General features: G+C 70.9%; 20 protein-coding genes. 11 read left to right on the top strand and 9 right to left on the bottom strand.

Features of this window, described 5'->3' with window-relative positions; translation table 11 throughout:
- Positions 1-33: 33 nt before the first annotated feature.
- Positions 34-969 carry an ATP-binding cassette domain-containing protein gene (locus tag FKO37_RS19525; protein WP_238605370.1) on the top strand — a complete coding sequence of 312 codons (936 nt, stop codon included), beginning with the start codon at positions 34-36 and terminating at the stop codon, positions 967-969.
- Entirely contained in the window at positions 966-1,799 is an 834-nt protein-coding gene (locus FKO37_RS19520; RefSeq protein ID WP_238605369.1) for an ABC transporter permease, read from the top strand. The genes FKO37_RS19525 and FKO37_RS19520 overlap by 4 nt, the downstream gene beginning before the upstream one ends.
- Here FKO37_RS19520 and FKO37_RS19515 read toward each other — a convergent pair.
- From FKO37_RS19515 to FKO37_RS19490, 6 genes are read right to left on the bottom strand one after another with little or no spacing between them, the layout of a single operon-like run.
- Positions 1,796-2,938, bottom strand: a complete 1,143-nt coding sequence (locus FKO37_RS19515; RefSeq protein WP_238605368.1) for a glycosyltransferase — start codon at positions 2,936-2,938, stop codon at positions 1,796-1,798. The two genes, FKO37_RS19520 and FKO37_RS19515, sit on opposite strands and share 4 nt — an antisense overlap.
- Positions 2,914-3,690: an alpha/beta fold hydrolase gene (locus FKO37_RS19510; RefSeq protein ID WP_134666835.1), complete on the bottom strand. Its 777-nt coding sequence runs from the start codon at positions 3,688-3,690 to the stop codon at positions 2,914-2,916. The genes FKO37_RS19515 and FKO37_RS19510 overlap by 25 nt, the downstream gene beginning before the upstream one ends.
- Positions 3,678-3,968 carry an acyl carrier protein gene (locus FKO37_RS19505; RefSeq protein WP_238605367.1) on the bottom strand — a complete coding sequence of 97 codons (291 nt, stop codon included), beginning with the start codon at positions 3,966-3,968 and terminating at the stop codon, positions 3,678-3,680. The genes FKO37_RS19510 and FKO37_RS19505 overlap by 13 nt, the downstream gene beginning before the upstream one ends.
- Entirely contained in the window at positions 3,965-4,198 is a 234-nt protein-coding gene (locus tag FKO37_RS19500) for a hypothetical protein (protein WP_238605366.1), read from the bottom strand. Before FKO37_RS19500 ends, FKO37_RS19505 begins: the two co-directional genes overlap by 4 nt.
- Positions 4,195-8,031, bottom strand: coding sequence for a type I polyketide synthase (locus FKO37_RS19495; RefSeq protein ID WP_238605365.1), 3,837 nt, complete (start codon positions 8,029-8,031; stop codon positions 4,195-4,197). Before FKO37_RS19495 ends, FKO37_RS19500 begins: the two co-directional genes overlap by 4 nt.
- Positions 8,025-13,802 (bottom strand): type I polyketide synthase, encoded by a 5,778-nt coding sequence (locus tag FKO37_RS19490; RefSeq protein WP_238605364.1) that lies wholly within the window; start codon positions 13,800-13,802, stop codon positions 8,025-8,027. Before FKO37_RS19490 ends, FKO37_RS19495 begins: the two co-directional genes overlap by 7 nt.
- A gap of 272 nt (positions 13,803-14,074) precedes the next feature.
- Here FKO37_RS19490 and FKO37_RS19485 point away from each other — a divergent pair, with 272 nt between their 5' ends.
- From FKO37_RS19485 to FKO37_RS19470, 4 genes are all read left to right on the top strand, one after another.
- Complete coding sequence (locus tag FKO37_RS19485) at positions 14,075-14,863, top strand: SDR family oxidoreductase (protein ID WP_238605363.1); 789 nt, start codon at positions 14,075-14,077, stop codon at positions 14,861-14,863.
- 1 nt (position 14,864) lies between these two features.
- Positions 14,865-15,827, top strand: coding sequence for an aldo/keto reductase (locus FKO37_RS19480; protein WP_238605362.1), 963 nt, complete (start codon positions 14,865-14,867; stop codon positions 15,825-15,827).
- A 253-nt stretch (positions 15,828-16,080) separates the two neighbouring features.
- Positions 16,081-17,295 (top strand): LppP/LprE family lipoprotein, encoded by a 1,215-nt coding sequence (locus FKO37_RS19475; RefSeq protein ID WP_238605361.1) that lies wholly within the window; start codon positions 16,081-16,083, stop codon positions 17,293-17,295.
- A gap of 71 nt (positions 17,296-17,366) precedes the next feature.
- Entirely contained in the window at positions 17,367-17,789 is a 423-nt protein-coding gene (locus tag FKO37_RS19470; RefSeq protein WP_238605360.1) for a hypothetical protein, read from the top strand.
- 66 nt (positions 17,790-17,855) lie between these two features.
- Here FKO37_RS19470 and FKO37_RS19465 read toward each other — a convergent pair whose 3' ends face one another.
- A complete protein-coding gene (locus tag FKO37_RS19465) occupies positions 17,856-18,224 on the bottom strand; it encodes a hypothetical protein (protein WP_037812704.1) in 369 nt (122 codons plus the stop codon).
- Positions 18,225-18,357: 133 nt separating this feature from the next.
- Here FKO37_RS19465 and FKO37_RS19460 point away from each other — a divergent pair, with 133 nt between their 5' ends.
- A complete protein-coding gene (locus tag FKO37_RS19460; protein WP_134666853.1) occupies positions 18,358-18,978 on the top strand; it encodes a TetR/AcrR family transcriptional regulator in 621 nt (206 codons plus the stop codon).
- 19 nt (positions 18,979-18,997) lie between these two features.
- Complete coding sequence (locus tag FKO37_RS19455; RefSeq protein WP_238605359.1) at positions 18,998-19,867, top strand: SAM-dependent methyltransferase; 870 nt, start codon at positions 18,998-19,000, stop codon at positions 19,865-19,867.
- 20 nt (positions 19,868-19,887) lie between these two features.
- On the opposite strand, the gene FKO37_RS19450 is transcribed toward FKO37_RS19455, so the two are convergent.
- The gene (locus FKO37_RS19450) at positions 19,888-20,709 is read right to left on the bottom strand and encodes a hydrolase (RefSeq protein ID WP_238605358.1); all 822 of its coding nucleotides are present in this window, start codon (positions 20,707-20,709) and stop codon (positions 19,888-19,890) included.
- A gap of 34 nt (positions 20,710-20,743) precedes the next feature.
- Entirely contained in the window at positions 20,744-21,379 is a 636-nt protein-coding gene (locus FKO37_RS19445; RefSeq protein ID WP_238605357.1) for a TetR/AcrR family transcriptional regulator, read from the bottom strand.
- A 102-nt stretch (positions 21,380-21,481) separates the two neighbouring features.
- Here FKO37_RS19445 and FKO37_RS19440 point away from each other — a divergent pair, with 102 nt between their 5' ends.
- The 3 genes from FKO37_RS19440 to FKO37_RS19430 are packed head-to-tail and all read left to right on the top strand — an operon-like array spanning position 21,482 to position 23,458.
- Positions 21,482-21,892: a DUF4345 domain-containing protein gene (locus tag FKO37_RS19440; protein WP_037812712.1), complete on the top strand. Its 411-nt coding sequence runs from the start codon at positions 21,482-21,484 to the stop codon at positions 21,890-21,892.
- A 30-nt stretch (positions 21,893-21,922) separates the two neighbouring features.
- Entirely contained in the window at positions 21,923-22,255 is a 333-nt protein-coding gene (locus tag FKO37_RS19435; protein ID WP_238605356.1) for an antibiotic biosynthesis monooxygenase, read from the top strand.
- A 39-nt stretch (positions 22,256-22,294) separates the two neighbouring features.
- Positions 22,295-23,458 carry an NAD(P)/FAD-dependent oxidoreductase gene (locus FKO37_RS19430; protein WP_238605355.1) on the top strand — a complete coding sequence of 388 codons (1,164 nt, stop codon included), beginning with the start codon at positions 22,295-22,297 and terminating at the stop codon, positions 23,456-23,458.
- Positions 23,459-23,463 lie beyond the last annotated feature (5 nt).

Here is a 23,463-nt window from a genome sequence, read left to right as displayed (position 1 = left end):
CGTTACCTTTTCCGGGAAAGGGAAGGAGCGGCCATGCGCCCGCCGGTCATCGCCGTGACGGACCTCGTCAAGAAGTACCGCGAAGTCACCGCGCTCGCGGGGATCAGCCTCGCCGTCGCCCCCGGGACGGTGCTCGCGGTCCTCGGGCACAACGGAGCCGGGAAAACCACGCTGATCGACATTCTCAGCACGCGGATCCGGCCGAGTTCCGGCACCGCCCGGGTGTGCGGGCACGACGTCGTCCGGCGCGGGCGCGCGATCCGGCGGCGGATCGGCGTCACCGGGCAGTTCGCCGCGGTCGACGACGCATTGTCCGGACGCCGGAATCTGCTGCTGATCGCGCGGCTGCTGGGTGCGAAACCGGCGCAGGCGCGGGCGCGCGCCGCCGAACTGATCGCGTCGTTCGGGCTCGAGGACGCGGCGGACCGGCCCGCCGGAACCTACTCCGGCGGCATGCGGCGGCGGCTCGACCTGGCTGCCGGACTGGTGGGCGTGCCGGAAGTGCTGTTCCTCGACGAGCCGACCACCGGACTCGACCCGGTGAGCCGGGCCGCGTTGTGGAACGTCGTCGAGGAACTGGCCGCGCGCGGCACCACGATCGTGCTGACCACCCAGTATCTCGAAGAGGCGGACCGGCTGGCCGACCACGTCGTCGTGCTCGGACTCGGGCGCATCACCGTCTCCGGCACGCCCGCCCAGCTCAAAGCGCGGCTCGGCAGCCGTACCGCGACGCTGACCCTGGGCAGCGAACTCACCGTGCGGCGCGCGGTGGACGCGGTGTCCCGGCTCGGTCTTTCAGCGGGCCGCGCCGGGCTGACGCTGACCGTTCCGCTGCGCGGCCCCGGAGACATCACGATGCTGGTGCGCGCGCTCGATGCGGCCGAAGCTCCGCTGCGGGACTTGACGGTGACCGAGCCGACGCTCGACGACGTATACCTGTCCCTGCACGCGACAGCCGCGAACTCGTGACGCGATCCCGCCACCGCGCACCGGCCGCGGTCCTCGCCGATCCGCCGAGGTGGCCCGAAACCACCTTCTGGACCCAGGTCCGCGTACTCGCCGCCCGCTCGCTGCGCACCGCGTTCGGCGACTGGCGGCTGGTGTTCTTCGGCTTGCTGCAACCGGTGGTCCTGCTGTTGCTCTTCAGCCAGGTGTTCAGCGGCGTCGGCGCGCTGCCGAGTGTCGCCGCCTATCAGGGATACGTGAACTTCCTGGTGCCCGCGACGCTGGTCAACATCTCGATGACGACCGCGATGAGTTCGGGCGCGGGTCTGCTCGCGGAGATCTACAGCGGGTTCACCGCGCGGCTGCGCTGCCTGCCGATCTCGCTGTTCTCGGTGCTGATGGCCCGCACCCTCGCCGATTCCGCGCGGCTGTGCGTGCAACTGGTCGTGACCTCGGCCGCGAGCGTGCTGTTCCTCGGCTTCCGCCCGGCCGGCGGGGTGCTCGGGCTCAGCCTGGCCCTGGTGCTGACGCTGGTCGTGGGCTGGTGCCTGAGCTGGGTGTTCGTCGCGATCACGACGTGGCTGCGCAAGGCCGAGACGCTTCAGGCGGCGTCGTTCGTGGTGATGTTCCCGCTGATGTTCTCCTCCAGCGCGTACATGCCGCTGGACTCGATGCCGCAGTGGGTCCGCGCGGTGTCGGCGGTCAACCCGCTGACGTACGCGATCGACGCGACCCGAGCGCTGGCCTTGGCCCGCCCGGTCGGCTGGTCGGTCGCGGCGGCACTGGCGATCGCGGCGGTGGCTGCGGTGGTGGGGAGCACGTTGGCCGCGCGGACGTTCCGCGACCGCAGCTAGCCCGCCTGCACCAACGCCTCCAGCCGAGACGCCGCCTCCGGCGCGCCCCCAGCCGCCGCGAACGACGCGCCGATCCGCGCCGCACCCGCGCGATACTTCTCGGCCGACTCCACCGCCGCACGGATGTCGGCAGCGCGAGCACGATCGAAACGCAACCGAACCCCCGCCTGCGCCGCGACCACCTGCTGAGCCAGCATCGACTGGTCATCACGAATCGGAGCGAGCACCAGCGGGAGCCCAGCCGCCAGTGCTTCGCACACCGTGTTGTGCCCGCCGTGGCAGACCACCACCGACGCCTGCGCGAACACCTCGACCTGCGGGATCCGCCACGCCAGCGCGACTTCCTCGCTCTCCAGCGTGCCGGTCGGGTCGACGACCAGCCCCTGGACGTGCGGCATTCCGGCCAGCGCGGCGACGCTCTCGGCGAGAAACCGCTCTCCCGCCGAAGCGTTCGACGTGCCGAGAGTCACCACCACGAGCGGTCGAGTGTCCACAAAGGACCGCGCGAATCCGTTGGGGGAAGCGGGAAGCACCGGCCCGACGTAACAGACCGGTGCGGAAACCCGTGGCCGCCCAGCCAGGGCGCGCGTCGTGAACGCCAGCACCAGGTGCGGCGAGAACCGCAGGTCGGCGACGCGGGCTCCGTGCCGTGCGCACAATCCCGTCTGGAGCCCGGCCACCCACGACGCGATCCTCGGCATCGAGGCGAGCGGATCGGCCAGTTCGGTGGACGTCGAGGCGGACGTCGCCCACGGCAGCCCGTGGCGCGCGGCGACCAGCGGGCCCGCCAGCGCCTGCTGGTCGGCCACGACGACGTCGGGGCGGAAAGCGTCGACGGCGAGCTGGACGCCCGGAACCATCGCGTCGGCGAGCGGGACCAGATAGGACTCCCAGAGGTACTTCAACGCGGCGAACCCGCGCAGCTCCGGAGGCCGCAGCGCCACCGAAAACGGCCGGGAGTCGCCCGCCGCGAACACCTGCCCGGCGACCAGTCCGGACACTCCCGGCGAGGGCCCGCACCAAGCCACCTCGTGGCCGCGCGCGGACAGCTCCTCGGCCACCCCGCGCAGCGGTGCGATGTGCCCGGCCAGCGGCGGGACGACGAGCAGGAACCTCATGCCGAATGCCGTCCGATCCATTCCAGCACCAGCTTGCGCACCTCGCGATGCTGTTCCACGAGCACCGAATGCCCCTGCCCTTCGAACACGTGCAGTTCGCCGCGCGGCAGCATCGAGGTGAGCGCTTCGAGATCGTCGGCCTGGTAGCCGTGGCTGCCCAGCACGGACAGCACCGGGCAGCCGATCGCCGCCACCTGTTCCCAGGAGAGCAGCGGCCCGAGCGGGACCTCCTCGGCCATTTTCGTGGACGTGATCCGCTCGGCGGCCAGCCGCGCCAGCCGCCGGTGGTGTGCGCTGAAGTTCGCCTCGATCCAGTCGAAACTCTCCTCCTCCTGGAGGAAACGCACGGTGTGCGCGAGGATTTCGCTCATTTTCCCGGCCCACGCCTCGGTCGCGGGCTCCGACTCGATGCACACGATGCTGCGGACCCGCGACGGGTTGGCGACCGCGTAGCTGTAGGCGAGCGTCCCGCCGAAGCTGTTGCCCACCAGGTGCACCGGCTGCTCGACGCCGAGCTGGCCCAGCAGGTCGTCGAGGTCGGCGACGAAATCGGCCAGCGTGTAGCCGCGCACCGGCCGCTCGGTCTTGCCGTGGCCGCGCAGGTCGTAGCTGATCACGTCGATGCCCGCGGCCGCGACCGGGGGCGCGAGCGTCAGGTAGAAGCTCGCGAGGCTGTCGGTGCCCATGCCGTGCAGGAACACCACGGTCTCGGCGCCGCCCGCGCGGACGAGCTGCACGTTGGTGCGCAGCCCGTTCACCGTCATCGTGGGCACGTGCGCTCCCCCACGAACCGGGCGATGTCGCCGACGGTCAGCCCGATGACGTCGTCGAGGTCCTTCTCCGCCAGGTACTCGGCGAGGTTGACGTCCTCGCCGAAGTGCTCGGCCAGGATGCTCGCGAAGGTCACCAGGTCGATGCTTTCCAGCTGCAGGTCCTCGTGGAACGTCGTGTCGGGCGTGATCTCGACGCCGAGCACGTCGGCGTCGCCGACCAGCTCGCCGAGCAGTTCCGCGACGACGTCGAAGACAGCCGAGGCGTGGTCGATGGTCATGTCGTGCTCCTGAGTTGTGCGATAGCGGTGTCCCCGTTCAGCTCAACGGCGATGGCGAGGTCGGGCAGTTCGCGACCACGACCGGACACCCGGCCGTCGGCATGCACGCGGATCTCGGCCGGGTAGATCTCGCGCGCGGCGACAATCGGCCAACGGTCCGTGACGCACACGCGACGAGCCGCGCGGTCGCCCGGAAACCGCACATCCCGCCAACCCTCGACGAAGGTCATGTCGTGCTCCTGAGTTGTGCGATGGCGGTGTCCCCGTCCAGCTCAACGGAAACAGCGAAACGAGGCAGCTCCCGACCCCGGCCGGACACCCGGCCGTCGGCATGCACGCGGATCTCGGCCGGGTAAATCTCTTCGGCCAACTCCGCGCGGACGGCGTCCTTCGCCGCGATCCGGGTCAGCAGCCAGCCACGCTGCTCGCGCGGTGACACCGCGGCGAATTCGGCCCGTTCCTCGGCCGCGAGGTAGACACCGGCGTAGATCTCGCGCGCGGCGACAGTCGGCCAGCGGTCAGTGACGGACACGCGACCGCCGTCCAAGCGCTCCGAAAGCAGGTGCTGGTGCGGGAAGGCGTAGACGCGATGGGCCGCGCGGTCGCACGGGAACCGGACGTCCCGCCAGCCCTCGACGGTCGCGAGCACCTGGCCGTCGCGCACCAGTTCGGCGTCCATTTCCAGCACGTCCGGCCGGGGCAGCCGCGTTCGCACCAGGCATTCGACCCGGGTGCCCGGTCCGGGTTCCGCGCCGTGCCAGGTGATCCGGCCGATCGAGCGGGGGAAGGCGAGCAGATCGTCGGTCCGGGTCGCCATCAGCCAGCAGCCCAGCAGCTGGCCCACGTTGTCGAGCAGCCCGCCGGGAGCGGACGGCACCACCAGCTCGCCCCGGATGTGCTGTTCGCCGAGACCGGTCAGCCGGGCCAAGCCTTGGTACGCCGGGCCGTGGAACATCTCGCGGCGTGCGTAGATTTCGGCCGCGGCCAACGGCGGCGGGGTTTCCGGCGCTGGAATCCGCGTGCGGGGCGGCGATGGCCGGAACGGGCCCAGCTCGACGGTCAGCAGTGCGTACGGTCCGATCTCGACAGTCACCTGGTCGCCCCGACGGCTGAGCGACAGCGGCACCTGCTGGGCAGGAGCGGCGATCAGCCACCGCGAGAACACCGCGTCGCGCACTGTGGCCGCGGTCGTGCCCGGCCAGGTCCGTTCGACGGCCCGGCAGGCGAGGTCCACCAGCGTGGTCGCGGGCACCACCGGGCGGAAGTCGGTCTCGTCGGGCCAGTCGTCGCGCTGCCGGAAGAACCGGTGGTCGCGCAGGTACGGCATCGCGGCGAGCGATACGTCCACAGTGGACTCGACCGGACGCTGGACCGCAGCCGCGACGACGTCCGCCGCGCTCTGGCGGGTCTGGTCGAGCAGCGCGCGGAACTCCGCGGCGATCGCCTCGGGCGTCCCCGCGGGCAGCTCCGGCAGGCTCCGGTCCTCGAGCAGCCCGCGCGCCCGTTCCCCGAGCGTCAACAACGGTCGCCCGGTGTTCAGCCGAATCCGCCGCGGCTCCGCGGCTGCGAAGTCGGGTGCGCCGCCTTCGGTCCACCACGCCGTCGCGACCCGGCGGAGCTGAGCGAGCCCGGAGCGGGTGCCGGATCCGGCGGCGACGACCAGGTGTCGCCGGTCGCCGAGCGTGTCGGCGACGAACGAGCCCAGCTGCCCGGCGCCGACCTGCACGAACACGCGGAATCCGTCCTGGTGCAAGGCCTCGGTCAGCTCGCGGAAGCGGACCGGGCGCACGAGGTGCTCCAGGTACAGCCGACGGATCGCGTCCGGGTCGGCGGGATAGGGCCGCGCGGTCGTGGCCGACCACACCGGCACGGCGGGTTCGCGCAACTCCAGCTCCGCCGCGAGCCGGGTGAACGGCTCCAGGTGCGGCCGCAGCAACGGCGTATGGAAACCGGACCGGAACGGCAGCGTCCGCGCCACGATTCCCTTGCTGCGGCACGTTTTGGCGAACGCCGCGACCGCGTCCGGCGGACCGCACACGATCGTCTGTTGGGCCGCGTTCTCGTGGGAGACAACGAGGTCTTCGGTGAGCAGTTCGGCCACTCGCCCGGCTGGGCAGCCCAGCACCAGGTAGTCCGCGGCGGGCAGTTCGAATCCTTCCGGCCAGTACCGGTCCAGCAGATCCGGCTCCGGCTGGTACATCCCGGCGGCCTGCATCGCGGTCCACTCGCCGGCGCTGTGCCCGGCGAGCGCGTCCGGGCGGATCGCCAGCCGCCGCAACGCCTGGTCGAGCACGAGCCCGGCCGCCGACACGCTCGCCGCCCGCGCGGGCACGCTGGCGGTCGACCAGTGCGGCCGATCGAGTCCGAAGTGCCGGGCGACGTCGGCGAGGCGCGGCTCGCCGTCCGCTTCCAGCCCCGGATACAGGAACACGGTTTTCCCGTGCGGCAGCAGCGGATCGGCGGTGCACCAGAGGTCGGCGCTGTGCCACGCCCGGCCGGTGGCCGCGACTTTCCCGATCACCTTGCGAGCCATGGCCAGTTTGCGTTCGTCCGGGCCGACGATCCCGATCCGGCACCGCCCGTCCCCCGGCTCCCCCGGCCGGTCGAGGCGCTCCAGCAGCTCCGCCGGAGAGTTCGCGGCCAGCCGCAGCACGCGTTCCGGCTCGGTGACGCGTGCTTTGCGTTTCGGCGCCGGATCCCCAGCCTCCACCACCAGGTGCGCGTTCACGCCGCCGAACCCGAACGCGCTCACCGCGGCCACCCGCGGCAACGCGCCCCACGGCTCGGCTTCGGCCAGCACGCGGAACCGCGTCTTGTCGAGCAACGGGTTCGGGTCGCCGCAGTGCAGCGTCGGCGGAAGCACCTCGTGGTGCAGCGCGAGCGCGACTTTGACCAGCCCAGCGACCCCGGCCGTCGACAGAGTGTGCCCGATCATCGACTTGACCGAGCCGATCACCGCGCGCGGACCGACGGTCGTGCCGAACACTTCGGCGACGGTGGTCAGCTCGGCCGCGTCCCCGGCGGGCGTGGCCGTGCCGTGCGCCTCCAGCAGGCCGATTCCCGCCGGGTCCATTCCGTCCCACGCCCGGCGCAGCGCGAGGGTCTGGCCCGCGACGGACGGGCTGAGCAAGCTCGCGCCCCGCCCGTCGCTCGACGTGCCGCTGCCCCGCAGCACGGCGTACACGCGGTCGCCGTCGCGCCGGGCGTCGGCCAGCCGCTTGAGCACGACGATCGCGGTGCCCTCCCCGATCAGCATCCCGTCGGCGCCGCGCGAGAGCGGGCTGATCCGCTGGCTCGGCGACAGCGCGCCGAGCTGGGTGAACAGCGACCAGAGCGTGTCGTCGTGCGTTTGGTGCACGCCGCCGGCGAGTACGGCGTCGCAGCGTCCCCGGGCCAGTTCCCCGATCGCCTGGTCGACCGCGACCAGCGACGACGCACACGCGGCGTCGACGGTGTAGGCCGGGCCGCCGAGGTCGAGCCGATTCGCCACGCGGGCCGCGGCGAGGTTCGGCACCAGCCCGGCGGCGGTCTCCGGCCGGAACTCGCCCAGGGTTTCGCGCAACGCCGTGCGCAGCCGGTCGAGCACGTCCGGCCCGGCGGACGGGACCAGTTCGCCGACCGTGCGGGCGATCTGCCGGACCGTGCGGACCCGCTGGTCGAATCCTTGCAGCCCCGGCGAAAGATAGCCGCCGCGGCCGAGCACGACGCCGATCCGTTCGGGGTCGCCGAGCCCGCTGAGACCGCCAGCGTCGTCCACTGCGGCCACGGCGACCGCGAGCGCCGTCAGCTGGTCCGGCTCGATCCCGGCCAGCGACGTCGGCGGCACGCCGTAAGCGGCTGGGTCGAATTCGAGCGTGTCCGGAGCGAATCCGCCGCGGCGGCCGTGCGTCCGGTCCGGCGCGGAGCCGTCTTGCCCATGGAACGCCGGGTCGCGACGATCCTCCGGAATCTCAGTGACGGCGTCAGCACCTTCGACAAGATTCCGCCAGTACTGGTCCACAGTGGACGCTCCGGGGAGGAAAACACCCATCCCGACGAGCGCGACCGGTTCCTGCCTCACCATAGCGACGCCGTGTACAGGACCGCGCGATCAGTTCCGTAGGCGAGTTCGCGCAACAGAGCCGCGACGCCTTCTCCGGCGTCGAGCAGGGCGACCTCCCGGCGTTCGTACTCGCGGGCCAGCTCCGGCGAAACCATCCCGCTGTGGTCAGCGCCGGGGGCCCACGGTCCCCAGTGGACAGTGACTGCGCGGCCGGGCCAGCTCGTGCTCAGCGCTTCCAGAGCGTCGTTCGCCGCGGCATAGTCGGTCTGGCCGCGGTTGCCGAGCACTGCGGCGATGCTGCCGAAGAAGGCGACGAACCCGGGTTCAACCCCGAACTCCGGCAACGCCGAGAGCAACGCGCGCGCACCGTCCACTTTGGTCTCGAAGACGGTGCGGAACGACTGTTCGTCCTTGTCCGCCATGAGCTTGTCGTCGATCACGCCCGCGGCGAAGACGACGCCGTCGATCCGGCCGTGCCGCGCCACGAGGTCTTTGACCAGTTGGTGCACGGCGTTCGCGTCGCGTACGTCGAGCGACTGGTACGCGGGGTCGCCGCCCACAGCCCGGATCTCGTCAAGGGTGCGGCCGATCTCGCGCTGCGCCAGGACGGTCCGCACCTGGCGTTCGATGTCGGCCACCGATCCGCCGCGTCCGGCGAGCACGGCCCGCATCGCGGCGGGGTCGGCGGGCAGGTCGTCGGGTTCGCCGGGCCACGGAGTGCGTCCGGCGAGTTCGATCCGGCAGCCGGACTCGGCGAACGCGACCGCCGCGCGGGCGGTGATCCCGCGCGCCCCGCCGACGAGCAGGACCAGGGAATCCGGGCCGAGGTCCAGCGCGGCGAGTTCGCCGCCGCCCGGCCCGGCCCCGGAGTAGGCGATCGACCCGAGTTCCTGATGCTGCGGCTCGATCGTGAAGCGGCCGTCGTGGTCATGGCCGACGACGGACGGGCCGTCGCTGCAGGCTTCGTCGACCAGCACCTTCGCGAGGTCTTGCCCGACCTCGACCAGCCGGGTGGCGCCCGCGCGTTCCAGCGCGGCCGAGCGGACCAGGCCGCGAAGCCCGGCAGTTCCCGGCTCCGCCGCGATCAGGACATCTCCATGCAGCGCCTTGAGCCGGGTGAACAGCTCCGGGGCCTCGGTGCCTCCGGCGAGCAGCACGGTGAGGTCGGCGTCCTCGGTGACGACTTTCGCTCCGGCGCACGCGAAAGCCTCGCGGACCGACGCGTCGCCGCCCAGCACCGCCACGGACTTTCCGCGCAGCCGCGTGGGATCCGGGTCGAGCGGCACCGGCACTCTGGCCAGCCGGTACCGCTTCGGCGCGGCCGCCGCCGGGGCGGGCGACAACCAGCTCTCCAGGTGCGCGGTGAGGGCGTTCGCGGTCCGGTCGCGGCTGAGCTGATCGGTGCGGTCGTCGGCGGGCAGGCCCAGTTTGCCCAGCAGGGTTCCGGCGATCTCGGTCCGTTTGATCGAGTCGATCGACAGGTCCGCCTCGAGATCGAGGTCGCCCGCGATCATCTCCGCCGGGTAGCCGGTGCGTTCGCTGATCACGCCGATCACGGTCGTCAGCACGTCGGCGGGCGCTGCCTCGATCGCCGCTGGTTCCGGTGCGGCCACCGGCTCCTCGATCACCGGGATGAGCGCCGGGATGAGTGCCGGGGCGGCTGGCGCGGGTGCGGCGGGCGCGGTGCCCAGGTAGCCGAGCATCACGTCGCGCTGCGCCGCGACGAGTTCGCGGGCGGTGCGCAGGAAGTCGACGACCGCTTGGTCGCGGCTGGGGGCGGGCTCGGTCATCGCGGTGCTCCGTATCCGTCGGGCAGGCGGGAGGGCGGGGGTTTCGGCGCCGGGTGCGCGGACGGACCGGCCGTCGACTGCCCAGGCGGTGTCGGCGGGTTCGGGGCGCGACGGCCGGACCAGCCGTTCGGTGCGGACGGCGACGCCCGCTTGCGCGAGGCGGGACAACGCGGTGAGGAATCCGTTGAGGCCAGGTCCGCACGCGACCGCGGTGTGCGGGCGGTCTCCGAGGATCTCCCCCACCAGCGCGGTCAGCACGCGGCCGGGCCCGACCTCGACGAACGTCCGCGCACCCGCCGCGTACATCGATTCGATCTGGTCGAGAAACCGCACGGGTGCGCCGATCTGCGCCGCGAGTTCGCCGCAGACGTCGCCTTCGTACGGCTGCGCCAACCGGTTCGACCACACCGGCAACCGAGGTGCGGAGAGGTCTTCCTCGGCAAGCGCCGCGGCGAAGGCGTCGCCCGCTCCGGCGACCAGCGGGCTGTGGAACGCGCAAGCCACCGGGATCCGCTTGGCCGCGATACCGGTCTCGCGCAGCCGCCGGATCGCCCGCTCCACCGCGGGGACCGGCCCGGACAGAACACTCTGCTCGGGCGCGTTGTGGTTGGCCATCACGACGTCCGGGCCGATCAGGGTCGAGGTGAGAACGTCGCGCGACGCCTTCACCGCGGCCATCGTGCCGGGTGCGGCAACGTCGGCGATGGCCTTCGCCCGGGCCCGGCTGAGCCGCACGAGGGTCGCGGTGTCGAACGCGCCCGCGACCGACAGCGCGACCAGTTCGCCGTAGCTGTGCCCGCCGAGGAAGTCCGGCCGGACGCCGACTTGGTCCAGCAGCCGCGCCACCGCGGTTTCGACCAGCCCCAGCGCGGGCTGCGCGACGCGAGTGTCGGTCAGCGCGTTCTCTTGCGCCGCAACGGAATCAGGGTCGAAGGCATTCGGCGGGAAAGCGGTTGCGGCGACGTCGGGGGCGAGGCGCAGGATTTCGGCCAGTTCGGGGAAGTGCACGAACAGCTCGGCGAGCATGCCGACGCGCTGGCTGCCCTGGCCGGGGAACAAGAACGCGACTTTGCCGGGGTCAGCCGCGCTCGGGACGATGCCGGCGAGGGTCTCCGCGGTTCCGGCGGGCCAGTCGCGGAGCCCGTGCCGCCGGTCGGGAGCGACCGGGCCCGCGCCGAGCACGGCGTGGAAATTGGTACCGCCGAACCCGAACGCGCTCACTCCGGCCAGCCGCGCCGGGTCCGCCCACGGCCGGGCCGAGGTGGTGAACGTGAACGGGCTGGCCGCCGGGTCCCAGGCCGTGGTGGGCTTGGTCAGGTGCAGCGTCGGCGGGACGACCTCGTGCCACAGCGCGAGCGCGGCCTTGATCAGCCCGGCCAGCCCGGCCGCGCACTTCGTGTGGCCGATCTGGCTCTTGACCGAACCGAGCGCGCAGGAGCCCGGCGTGGCCCCGGACTCGGCGAAGAAGCTCGTCAAAGTGCGCAGTTCGGTCGCGTCGCCGACGACCGTTCCGGTGCCGTGCGCCTCCACCAGCCCGACGTCCGCCGGAGACACCCCGGCGTCGCGGTAGGCCCGTTCCAGCGCGCGGGCCTGCCCTTCCGGACGCGGCGCGGTGAGCCCCAGCGCCTTCCCGTCGCTCGCCGCGCCCACCCCCTTGACCACGGCGTAGATCCGGTCTCCGTCGCGCTCGGCGTCGGCAAGCCGTTTGAGCACCAGACAGGCGACGCCCTCGCCGAGCGCGATGCCGTCGGCGGACACGTCGAACGGACGGCACCGCCCGGTCGGCGACAACGCGCCGGCGGCGGTGAACATCAGGTAGTCGTGGATGCCATTGTGCAGGTCGACCGCCCCGCACAGCACGAGCGAACTGGTTCCGCTCCGCAATTCCTTGACCGCGAGATCCAGTGCGGCCAGCGAGGATCCGCAGGCGGCGTCGACGGTGTAGTTCGCGCCGCCGAGGTCGAGCCGGTTGGCGATCCGGCCGGAGATGACGTTGGCGAGCGTGCCGGGGAAGGTGTCCTCGGTCGGTTCGGGCAGCTGGTCCCGGAGTTCGCTCGGGACCTCCTCGAAGTAGCCGTCGAGCAGCGAGCGCAGCGTGCCCGCGTTCGCGAGGTCACCGCCTGCCTCGGCGCCGAAGACGACGCTCGTGCGTTCCCGGTCGAACTCCCGGTCTTCGTACCCGGCGTCGGCCAGCGCGCGGCGCGCGGTCTCCAGCGACACGAGCTGCGCCGGGTCGATGCTGCTCATCGCGGACGGCGGAATGCCGTAGTCCAGCGGGTCGACCGGCAGCGGCGGCAGGAAACCGCCCCACTTCGACGTCGACTGTCCGAAGTAGACTTCCGGATCCCAGCGCTCGGGCGGCACCTCGGCGACCGAATCCTCGCCGCGCAGGATGTTCGACCAGAACGCTTCGAGATCGGGTGCGCCCGCGAAGGTACCGGCCATGCCGATGACCGCAATGTCTCGGCTCGCCGTCTCCGCCTCTTCGACCGGGCGCGCGAACGTCCGTCCCGAGGAGACTTCGGCGTGCAGTTCCGCGATCGTGGTCCGGCGGTCGCGCAGTACGGCGACCTCCCCGGCCATGTACATCCCGTCGGCGAGCTGGGTCTGCGCGCTCAGCCGCGTTCCGTCGCGGCGCACGCCCTTGCTGGCGATCCGCGACCGTCCGGTGTTCAGCTCTTCGAGCCGTTGCCAGGCCTCCCGCGCGGGCACGTCGGTCAGGTCTGCCTTGAGCTGCTGGAACTCCGTCGTGTACGGGCTGAGCAGGCAGCGCGTGCGATGGCCCGGCGCGGTTTCGAGGGTGACGGTGGTGTCCGCGGCGAGCACACATTCCTGGAACAGCCGGGTGATCGCGCCGTGCTGCACGGCTTCCTTGGTGAACAGGTAGGCAGTGCCGAGCAAAACGCCCGCACCGTCGAGCGGCGCGGCCATCGCGGCGACCATCGCGGTCGAACGGGCGTCGTGGATCCCGCCCGCGAACAGCACCTCGACGTCCTTCTCCCCCGCCAGGACAGCCAGCTGCTCTTCCCACAGCTCGAAGCTCGACCGCGGTCCCACGTGGCCGCCGCATTCGGCTCCCTCGAACACGAACCGGCGCACCCCGGCGTCGAGGTACTGGCGGAGCAGGATCGGCGAGGGAACGTGCAGGAAGGTCGCGATGCCCTCGGCTTCCAACGCCTTGGCCTGCCCCGGTTTCCCGCCCGCGATCAGCACGCAGCGCGGCCGGGCGGCCCGGATCGCGGCGAACTGCTCGGCGCGCAGGTCGTCGGGGACGAAGCCGAGAATGCCCGCGCCCCACGGCCGGGCGCCGAGCCGTTCGGCGGTGCCGCGCAACAACTCGGCCGTGCGCGCGCCGTTCGCGGTAGCCACTGCGATGAACGGAAACCCGCCCGCGTCCGCGACCGCGGCGGCGAACGCGGGCTGGTCGCTGACGCGCGTCATCGGGCCTTGCACGATCGGCAGCGCGGTGCCCAGCGTGCGGCACAGCCGGTCGCCCAACGCTGCCGAGGACAGCTCCGCGCCGATGATCCGGCGGACCCTGGCCTCCGTCGCGGACGGCAGGAGCACCCCCGCCGCGCCGCCCGCGAGCGCGCCCACCGCCGTCCGCTCTCCGGCCGCGCGGCCCCACACCGGGACGTCGAACCTGCCGAGAAGCTGTTGCAGCAGAACGAAATCGCTCAACTCGCCGACCCCGGCGACGAGCCCCAGCGCACCGCCGCGGACCGCTTCGGCGGCGGTTGCGGCGTCGGTCACCTCGGCGAGCGCGCCCTGCCACGGCGCTTTCGTCCGGATCGCGAAGGCCGCGCCCGCGGGCAGCGGACCGTCCGTGCGCACGCCGTAAGGCACGCGAACCCGGGCCGCGACCAGGCGCAGCTCGACCGGGTCGGCCCCGTCGAGCACGCCCAGCCCGCCGCCGCGCGCGACGGCCGCCACCGTGTCGGGATCGCCGATGCCCAGGCACCGCAGCCGTCGAGCGTGCGACGGCGGGACGAGCTCGACCATCGGCTGACCTCCTGTACCGGGATGGGCAGTGGTGCGCGGACGGTCGCCGCGGAACCGTTTACAGCAATAACGCATGGGCTGCGGAAAACGCAATACCGGCCGGGAATAATTGCCGCGGAGCGTACCACCGGCCCCCTCGCCATGCTAATGTCCGAAACCGTGGACCGACCCCCCATCAAGCCGCTGAGCAGGGCTTTTGTCATGCGAATGACAGTCCGGAAATACACTTTGCTCACCCCGGTAACACTCTCGCCGAAAATAGTGGAGAACAGGTGGAACTGATCGGACGGGTAGTCGTGCTCACCGGCGCGGCGCACGGAATCGGCGCCGCCATGGCCCGCAGATTCGCCGCCGAGGGCGCGAGCGGGGTGGTCGTGTCCGACCTCGACGCGGACGGCGCCGAACGCGTGGCGGCCGGGATCCGGGACGCGGGCGGGCGGGCCGTCGCGGCGGTGACCGACGTGACGTCCAAAAAGGACTTGAAAGCGCTGGTCGCGGGCGCGCGAGCCGAGTTCGGGCCGGTGGACCTGTTCTGCGCCAACGCGGGCGCCGCGTTCGGCACCGGCGTGCACGCCGCGGACGAACAGTGGGCGAAATCCTGGGAAATCAACGTGATGCAGCACGTGCACGCCGCGCAGGCGGTGCTGCCCTCGATGCTCGCCCGCGGCGAGGGCTGCCTGCTGCTCACCGCGTCGGCCGCCGGCCTGCTCGGCGTGCCGGGCGACGCGCCGTACTCGGTCACCAAGCACGCGGCCGTCGCGCTGGCCGAATGGCTCGCGATCACCTACCGGCCGCGCGGGGTGCGGATCAGCGCGCTGTGCCCGCTCGGCGTGCGCACCGCGCTGCTGGAGCCGGGTCTCGCCGCGGGCCACCCGGCCGCGCTGGCGATCGCGGCCGCCGCGCCGCTGCTCGAACCCGAGGACGTCGCCGACGCGGTCGTGCGCGGGCTCGCCCGGGACGAATTCCTGATCCTGCCGCACGAAACGGTGCGGGACACGTTCGCCCGCAAAGCCAGCGCGGTGGACGCGTGGATCACCGAGATGGCCGCCCAAGGAGGCTGAAGTGGAATACCGCAGGCTCGGCACCAGCGGCCTCGCCGTCAGCGAAATCGCCTACGGCAACTGGTACAACCACCACGCCCCCGGCTGCGTCGCCGCGGCGCTGGACGCGGGCGTCACGACGTTCCACACGGCAGCGGCCTGGGACGGTGGCGCCGCGGAAGCCGCTTTCGGCGAGGCGTTCGCCGGCACCCGCCGCGACGATCTGGTCCTGTGCACCGGGGTGTTCTGGCCCGAAGGCCCCGGACCCAACGACGCCGGGCTGAGCCGCAAACACGTGATCGCGTCCCTCGAAGGCTCGCTGCGGCGGCTGCGCACCGACTACATCGACGTCTACCAGCTCTTGAGATTCGACTACAAGACACCGGTCGCGGAGACGTTCCTGGCCCTGTCGGACCTCGTGCGGCAAGGCAAAGTGCGCTACGTCGGCACCGCGGAGTGGACGGCGGACCAGCTGGCGCAGGCAGCCGAGGCGGCCGCGCGGTACGACGTGCCGCTGATCTCGAACCAGGCGCACTACTCGATGCTGTGGCGCGTGCCGGAGGCACAGGTGATCCCGGTGTCCGACCGGCTCGGCATCGGCCAGTTCGCCGCTGTCCCGCTGGCACAAGGCGTCCTGACGGGCAAATACGGCAACGACGCGGTCCCGCCGGGCTCGCGCGCGACCGGACCGGCGTACGCGCGCCCGCTGCGGTACCCGGAACTGGTCGACCGAGTCGAACTGCTGCGCGGCGTCGCCGACGACGCGGGGTTGACCATGGCACAGCTGGCGCTCGCCTGGACCCTGCAACACGAAACCGTCGCCGCGGCGGTGGTCGGGGCGAGCACGCCGGAACAGCTGACCGAGAACGCGAAAGCCGCGGGTGTCCGGCTCGATCTGGATGTGCTGATGCGAGTGGACCAACTGCTAGGAAGCTTCGTGCAGACCGATCCTCGGCTGGTGTGGATGCCACCGCCGGGGAACTGACGCGATGTCGGCGGTAAATGGGCACCGCTGGACCATCAGCCGCAGCTGCGCGGCAGCGCTGGCGCCGAGTACGGCCGCATCGACAAGGTGTGCTGCGTCTGAGCGACGTCCGATGGACAGCCGAGTTCAGGCGTCTCGCGGACAGCGCAACCCGCTCCGGCCTGTGCCGCTCGAGCAGCACGAGTATTTCAGCGCCCGGTAACACGCTCCGCGATCCCGCCGTCTGTCCTGGTACAGACGAGGAGTTCACGCGATGATCGGTTCCCATTCTGGCGGCCCCGCGCCGTGGCCGGGCGCGGTGCCCGCCGCGTTCCCGTGCCCGTACTGCGCACAGCAGGTCCCGGCGGGCACGGTGCGCTGCTGGCGCTGCGGCAACCGGCTGGCTGCCGAGGCCACGCCGGGCGACACCGTCCGGCGGTTCGCCGCCGCGACCGGGCTGGCCGCGGGCGGCGTGCTGGTCGGGGTGTCGCCGGTCCTGCCGTGGTTTCAGGTCGTGCTGCTGGGGAACGCGAGCCTGTTCGACGTCGCTCGCCTGGCAAGCAGCCGAACCGTGCCGCTCGTCTTTCTTCCCGTGGCTCTGGTGGTCTGCGGCACCGCCGCGATCGTCGCGGCTGTCGTGCTGCGGGAGGGCGTCGCGGTCCGGGCGACTGGCTTCGTCCTGTTCGGCGTCGCCGGAGTCCTGGGCGGATTGCTCCTCTTCAGCTTGCTGAGCGGTCTCGACAGTGCTGGCGGCCTCCTGCACATCGGGCTGGGCCCCTGGGTCAGCGTCGCCGGTGCGCTCTTCATGCTCGTCGGCGCGGTGGTGCCGCAGCCTGCCGTCCGGCCACCGCGCACCGACGGCCGCACCGTCTTCTCCGCCATCACCTGCGCGGTCGCCATCGTGGTCGCCGCGCTGGGACTGACCGCCGTCACCGGCATCGACAGAACGACCCGCAGCACTGCGGACGGCGCGACGGCCCCGACGCTGGCCGCCCCCTCGTCGCCGGAACCCGTTCTCCCGGTGCCGTCCACCAGCGACCCGCAGCCAAGCAGCGCCCCGACTTCCACCGTGACCAAGGATTCAGCGCCCCCGGCCGCCCCGCGCGACACCCTCGCCGACGCCGAAGCAGTCGTCCAGGCGAAGGGCTACCGCCCCTATCCAGCCACCTCCTGGGAATCGGCCGACGGCCTGCAGGTCGTCCTCGCCACCATCGCCGAGTCGGCTGACGGCTACGCGAACCGGGCCTTCTTCTTCCACGACGGCAAGTACCTCGGCACCGACACCTCGGTGGACAGCGCCGGCATCCAGGAAGTGTGGTCCACCGACACCACCATCGCCCTCTCGTACGAGATGTACAACGCCGAAGACCCGCAGTGCTGTCCCACCGCCGACGCGGCGACAGTCCGCTACCACTGGACAGGAACCCGCCTCGTCCCCCTCGACGCGATACCGCCCGCCGACCCGAGTGCGAGCCCGAGCCGACGCTGACCTGAACTGCCGGAACCGACCTATATCCGCAACAACCCAGCTTCGCGGCCGAACGTGAGATGGAGTCGCCGTTGCCCACCCTTTCAGCCCCTGACCGAGACAGTGGACCGAGCGGGGCGCTTCCCCTCACGTTCGACCGCGTTTTTCGCCCGTGGCGCTATGCCGTCAGCCATTCGGAACTTCGGTTGCGCACCGTCGACACCGAAGCCGGCGACCTGATCGAAGCCGCCTTCTTCGGCGTGGTCGGGATGAAACTCAAATCCCTCTACCAGTCCCTGACCATAGACTACGCAGACCGTGCGCAGACCGCGGAAATACTGCGGTTCGCAGACATCAAAGAGAAGTCCGCCCATCACGTGCGATGTTTGACACTGCACTCGACCGGCGACAGCGGATTCATCGCATGCCTCAGCTTTGTCGTCAGATCCTATCCCGCTGGATCCGACCCCGCTCGGCCCGACAATTCTGCTTTGATCGCGAGGAGCAATCGATAAGGTCCCTTTCTGACACTTCGTTAAGCCGGATGCGAAAGCCTCGTCCAGCGTGTGCCCCGGCAGGCCTCACTCCACCGCGGGACCGATCGGCCCGAGCACCCCGGTCTCGGTCCGGACCCCTTCTTTGAGTTCGATGAACAGGGCGTGACTGTCGGTGTCGCCGATGTTGTGCCCGGCGTGCTGCTGAGCGGCCAGCCAGCCGACCTTGCCCGCGGTCAGCTCCAGGTCGTGCGTGCTGTCGTCGGCGGCGTACATCCGGCGGCGGAACGAACTGAGCACCACCAGCACGCTGTCGGGATGGGCGTGGCGGGTGGTGCGGTCGCCGGGCTTGTCGGTGTATTCGAGCACGCGGACGCGCTCGTTCTCGAACACCACGTGGTAGTGCTCCGGGTTGGTGACAGTGGGATCCAGGGCGGTTGCCGCATCGATGGTCATGACTGCCTCACCGAGAAGGTTCGAGGTCCGCCCGGCGGGCGCCGGACGTGCGGCCCGGCCGCCGTCGCGGCGGGTACCGCAACGGAGGATTTTATTGCACGCATGCGTGCATGTAAATGAGTAGACTGGACGCATGCCTCGCCGTTATTCAATGCAGACCCGGCGCCGCGCCAGCGAAGAAGCTCGGACCCGCATCTTCGACGCGACCCTGGACGCCCTGGTCGCCTCGGGCGGGCAGCAGGTCACCATGCAGGAGATCGCCGAGCGGGCCGATGTCGCGCTGCGCACCCTCTACAACCACTTCTCCAGCCGCGACGAACTGCTGACCGCGGCGTTCGACCACCACACCGCGCAAACCCGTGCGGCCGTGGAGGATCTCGGCTTGCCCGACGCCGCGCCCGAGCATCAGCTGCAGCACATCATCGAGGCGTACTACTCCCGGTACGAGCAGATGGGCCCGCGCCTCACCGTCCTGCTCGCCCAGCAGGACGCACCGGAGCTGGACGAGCAGATCCGCGCGATCCGCCGATGGCGGCGCACGCTCCTGAACAGCATCGTCGAACGCGCCCACCGGGACGGCAGGCTCGCGGTGTCCGCGTCGGCCGCTCTCGCGCTGGCCTACACCCTGACCAGCCACGCCGGCTGGCAAACCCTGCTCGACACCTTCGACGGCGACACGGCATCAGCTGCGCGCGCCGCGACCGAGGCGTTAACCTCCGCGCTGTTCCACCAACAGCCCAGCGTCGATCATTGACCTGACCGAGGAGCGCCTCATGGCAACCGGAGCCGACCGGACCGCGTTCGGGCCGATGGTCATCGTCGCCGCCGACCAGCACGAGGCCCGGCCGCTGATCGACGACCCGTGGGCCCGCCGCCTCCTGCCCGCCAGCGGGAGGCTCGCGGCCGCGCTGACGAAATACCGGCCGATCCGGCGAGCGCTGATCGCCGCGACCGAGAAGAAGATCCCCGGCCTGTGGGCGAGCATGCTGTGCCGCAAACGCTATGTCGACGATGCCCTCCGCGTGGCTCTCGACGAGGGCGGGATCGAGGCGGTGGTCATCCTCGGCGCGGGTTTCGACACACGCGCCTGCCGCCTGCCCGCGCTCGCGGAGATCCCGGTCTACGAGGTCGATCTGCCCGCCAACATCGACCGCAAACGCGCCGCGCTCACCAAGGCGCTCGGCCGCGTCCCCGCCAACCTCACGCAGGTGCCGGTCGACTTCAATACCGAAAACCTCGCCGACGCCCTCGCCCGGCACGGCTACCTCCCCGGTCGGACTTTCTTCGTCTGGGAGGCAGTCACCCAATACCTCACCGAGGACGGCGTCCGCCGCACGTTCGACTTCCTGGCCACCGCGTCCGCGGGCAGCCGCCTGGTGTTCACCTTTGTGCGCAAGGACTTCCTCGACGGCACCCGCCTTTACGGCGCCGAAGCCGCCTACACCGAGTTCGTTCGCAAGCGGCCGCTCTGGCGTTTCGGCCTGGCCCCCGACCGCGTCGAAGCCTTCCTCGCCGAATACGGCTGGCACGAACGAGAACAAGCCGGACCGGAGGAATTCACCGCCCGGTACCTGCGGCCCGCCGGACGGGACCTGGCGGTGTCGGAGATAGAACGCTCGGTGCTGGCCGAGTTCACCGGCTGATCCCCACCTGCGGAATCCGCTCAAGTCAGATGGTCGAATTCCCCGCTGACCCAACGGATATGCGCGTCGGCGGAACGATGCACGACCGCCTTGGCGTCCGCGTCGATCGTGTCGCCGCCGAGCGTGTACAGCCGGTCGTAGGACCAGCCGTCGAGCCGGTCCACGATCCGCCGGACCACCGCGGCGGACAGCGGGATGTGCTTCGGGAAATTGCGCTGGAACGACACCCAATTCGGTGCCAGGCCGCCGCTGATCGAGTCGCCGGACAGGATCGTGCCGTCCTGGGTGCGCAGCACGGCACTGCCCAGCATGTGCCCGCCGACCTGGATCAACTCGACCCCCGGCACCGGCTCGGCGTGCTCGGCCCAGAACTCGAGCACGGGATCGGTGCGACCCAGCCATTCGCGGCCAGCGGCGTTCACCAGCACCGGAATCCGCCCGAACGCGTGACTCCAGCTGACCTGGGCGGCGAACATGTGCGGATGGCTGGTCGCGATGGCGGCGACCTCGCCGAGCGCCCGAACCGCGGCGAGCGTGTCCGGCTCGATGGAAGTCGGCGGATCCCACAACACGTTCCCCCGCGCGGTCCGCACGACGAACGACCACTGCCCGATCCCCACCACCGGTTCCCGCCGCAGACTGTGCACGCCACGGCCGTGGTCCCGCTCCCGCACCACGTGCGGTTCGGCGGCAAGCTGTTCGTGAGTGCGCCAACTCCCCGAATGCGGGCCCAGGTCGCCGCGCTCCTCGATGCCGACCTCGCCGCGGTCCAGCACGCAGTGCGGGGGTTCCGGGGAGCCGGGTTGTTCGATGCCGCATCGGTCGCAGATCCACAATGTCATGATCGAGATTCTTGAACCTCGACCATGGTGGAGGTCAACCTCCGATCGACGAACCACGCCGGTTGCTCCCCCGACCTGGCTCGCGAGCTACCGAATCCTCCAGCGCCGCAATCATTCCGGTCAGCGCGCCGAGGCTGACGGTCCGGACCTGGTCGCGGGTGAGGCTGTCGTGTTCGAGCCATTCCAGGCACAGGGTGTGCACGAACATCAGCCAGGACGTGAGCGCCGCGGACATGGTGGCGCGCTGTGCGCCGCTGAGGCCGGTGGCGGCGAGCATGACGTCGTGCATGGCCCGGTGGTCGCCCAGCACGATGGCTTGCACGACGGGGTCGCCGGCGAGATCGCGGTTGGCGGCCAGCACGGTGTGGCGGTTGGCCGCGAAGTAGTCCATGTGCGCGTCGAGGCCGGCGGCGATCTGGTCGGTCAGCGGCAGGTCTGGCTCGATCCGGATCTCGGCCTGCAACTGCTCGGCGGCGCGCTGGTAGATCGCCGCGAACAGGACGCTCTTCTTCGGGAAATGCCGGTACAGCAGGGCGCGGGAGACCCCGGCGCGTTCGGCGACGCGGTCCATCTGCACCTGCTCGTAGGGCAGTTCGGCGAACAGCTGCGCGCCGATGTCGAGGAGTTCGGCACGGCGCTGGTCCGGAGCGAGACGGCGGCGAGGCGGCATCGCCCCACCTTAGTTGACGCGCGTCCACTAGCGCGGTTACGCTTCGGCGGCTTAGTAGACGCGTGTGTACTAACGGCGCGCATCCGGGAGCGGGAGGCGATCATGAAGGCCGTATTGCGGTGGTATCTCGTCGTTTTCGGGATCGCGTGCGCGCTGATCGCGCTGGCGCACATCCTGATCGGGCCGAGCACGATCATCGGGGCGAACACCCCGAACGCCACCCTCGACGGCGATCTGCGGTTCTCGATGCTGCTGTTCCTCGCCTACGGGATCGCCTGCGTGTGGGCCGCCCGGGACCTGGACCGGCACGCCGGCCTGATCCACCTCCTCATGCTGGTGTTCTTCGCCGGCGGGCTGGTGCGCTTGCTGACCGTCGCCTACTCCGGCTGGCCGCACTGGTTCTACGTCGCGATGCTGGTTGTCGAACTCGTCACGCCGCTGATTTATTCGCCCCTGCTGCAGAAAGCCACCGGACGCCCGGCGACCGCGGACCTCGCGGCGTTGACGCGATAGGGCTTCCCGTTGCGAACAAAGGAAAACATCATGCTGGCCGGTTTCATCGCTTACCACTATCCGCATCCGCATTACCGCGACGAGTTCTTCCGGCGCGTGGAAGGCGTCGCCCGGGTTTTTCGCAGTGCACCGGGGTTTCTGTCGGCGGATTGCTGGCTCACCGCAGACGGGGAAACCATCGTGTGCGTTGCCAAAGCGGAATCTCGCGAAGCGCTCGAAGCTGCCATGATCCTGCGCCATTCGCCGCAGACCCGGCTCGCGCTCGACGCGGAGTTCGGCGAAGCGCCGCCCGGCGTCGTCGACGGCACGAACACCGAACTGTTCGCGCGCCCGCACTTGGTGCACCAGCTCGTGTCGCGGTAAATCCGGCTCGTTTCCCGGTCAACGGTGAGGACAATCGTGATGAATGCGCAAGAACCCGCTCGCACCGAGGTTCTGGTTGTGGGAGCCGGTCCGGCCGGAATGGCGGCAGCGGCCTCCCTGTCCGATCAGGGCGTCGAAACGATGGTCGTGGACAAACAGGCCGAAATGATGAACACCTCACGGGCAGCCGTCGTGCACGCCCGCACGCTTGAGGTGCTCGAGGAACTTGGCGTCACCGAGGAACTCGTGGCACGCGGCATCCGCGTCTCGAAATTCACTGTGCGCGAGCATGATCGCGTGCTGCTGCACATCGATTTCGACCAACTGCCCAGCGCTCATCCCTATACCCTGCTGGTGCCGCAGGACATTACCGAGCAGGTACTGCTCAAGCGGCTGCACAAGGCAGGCGGGCAGGTAACCCGGCCCAGTGAGGTGACCGCGTTGGCGCAGGACCCCGCAGGCGTCACCGTCACCCTCGCCACCGGCGAGCAGATCCGGGCCGGATACGTCATCGGCGCCGACGGGATGCACAGTCTCGTCCGCGAGCAGGCCGGCATCACCTTCCACGGCGACAGCTACCCGCAGTCGTTCGTCCTCGCCGACGTCGTCCTGACCGGCGACGTGACCGACGCGGAAGTCCGGCTCTACTTCGCCCCCGAGGGAGTCACCGTGCTAGCGCCCCTGCCCGGCGGCCGGCACCGAATCGTGGCGACGGTCGACAACGCTCCGCCGCACCCCGACCGTTCGCAGGTGCAGGCATTGCTGGACGCCCGCGGACCGCGGACCGGTTCGATCAAGGTGACCAATCTGGGCTGGAGTTCGCGGTTCCGCGTGCACCACCGCCTGGCCGACCGCTACCGCGCCGGACGCGTCTTCCTTGCTGGCGACGCCGCGCACGTCCACAGCCCGGCCGGCGGCCAGGGCATGAACACCGGCATCCAAGACGCACTGGCCCTGGCCCGCCGACTGAGCGCGGTGCTACGCGACGGCGCCCCAGACAGCACCCTGGACGGCTACGAAGCCGAGCGGCGCCCGGTCGCCGAGGAAATCGTGGCGTTCACCGACAAAATGACCCGCGCCGCCACCCTCGGCAGCCCCGCGCTGCGGGCCATGCGCAACACCGCGATGCGCACGCTGGACTGGCTGCCCGCGGTCCACCGCAAGATGGCACTGACGCTGTCCGAACTCAAAACCGGCCACTGAACCCC

This window comes from Amycolatopsis sp. Poz14 (assembly GCF_006704225.1).
Classification (GTDB): domain Bacteria; phylum Actinomycetota; class Actinomycetes; order Mycobacteriales; family Pseudonocardiaceae; genus Amycolatopsis; species Amycolatopsis nivea.
Note: the sequence above shows the minus strand (reverse complement) of the source record. Positions and strands in the feature narration are given on the sequence as shown.

Bases quoted from the DNA above. Each gene is read 5' to 3' on its own strand.
- FKO37_RS19515 (WP_238605368.1), bottom strand. From the start codon at position 2,938: ATGGATCGGACGGCATTCGGCATGAGGTTCCTGCTCGTCGTCCCGCCG.
- FKO37_RS19490 (WP_238605364.1), bottom strand. From the start codon at position 13,802: ATGGTCGAGCTCGTCCCGCCGTCGCACGCTCGACGGCTGCGGTGCCTG.
- FKO37_RS19495 (WP_238605365.1), bottom strand. From the start codon at position 8,031: ATGGTGAGGCAGGAACCGGTCGCGCTCGTCGGGATGGGTGTTTTCCTC.
- FKO37_RS19445 (WP_238605357.1), bottom strand. From the start codon at position 21,379: ATGCCGCCTCGCCGCCGTCTCGCTCCGGACCAGCGCCGTGCCGAACTC.
- FKO37_RS19450 (WP_238605358.1), bottom strand. From the start codon at position 20,709: ATGACATTGTGGATCTGCGACCGATGCGGCATCGAACAACCCGGCTCC.
- FKO37_RS19460 (WP_134666853.1), top strand. From the start codon at position 18,358: ATGCCTCGCCGTTATTCAATGCAGACCCGGCGCCGCGCCAGCGAAGAA.
- FKO37_RS19435 (WP_238605356.1), top strand. From the start codon at position 21,923: ATGCTGGCCGGTTTCATCGCTTACCACTATCCGCATCCGCATTACCGC.
- FKO37_RS19440 (WP_037812712.1), top strand. From the start codon at position 21,482: ATGAAGGCCGTATTGCGGTGGTATCTCGTCGTTTTCGGGATCGCGTGC.
- FKO37_RS19525 (WP_238605370.1), top strand. From the start codon at position 34: ATGCGCCCGCCGGTCATCGCCGTGACGGACCTCGTCAAGAAGTACCGC.
- FKO37_RS19500 (WP_238605366.1), bottom strand. From the start codon at position 4,198: ATGACCTTCGTCGAGGGTTGGCGGGATGTGCGGTTTCCGGGCGACCGC.
- FKO37_RS19430 (WP_238605355.1), top strand. From the start codon at position 22,295: ATGAATGCGCAAGAACCCGCTCGCACCGAGGTTCTGGTTGTGGGAGCC.
- FKO37_RS19505 (WP_238605367.1), bottom strand. From the start codon at position 3,968: ATGACCATCGACCACGCCTCGGCTGTCTTCGACGTCGTCGCGGAACTG.
- FKO37_RS19455 (WP_238605359.1), top strand. From the start codon at position 18,998: ATGGCAACCGGAGCCGACCGGACCGCGTTCGGGCCGATGGTCATCGTC.
- FKO37_RS19465 (WP_037812704.1), bottom strand. From the start codon at position 18,224: ATGACCATCGATGCGGCAACCGCCCTGGATCCCACTGTCACCAACCCG.
- FKO37_RS19475 (WP_238605361.1), top strand. From the start codon at position 16,081: ATGATCGGTTCCCATTCTGGCGGCCCCGCGCCGTGGCCGGGCGCGGTG.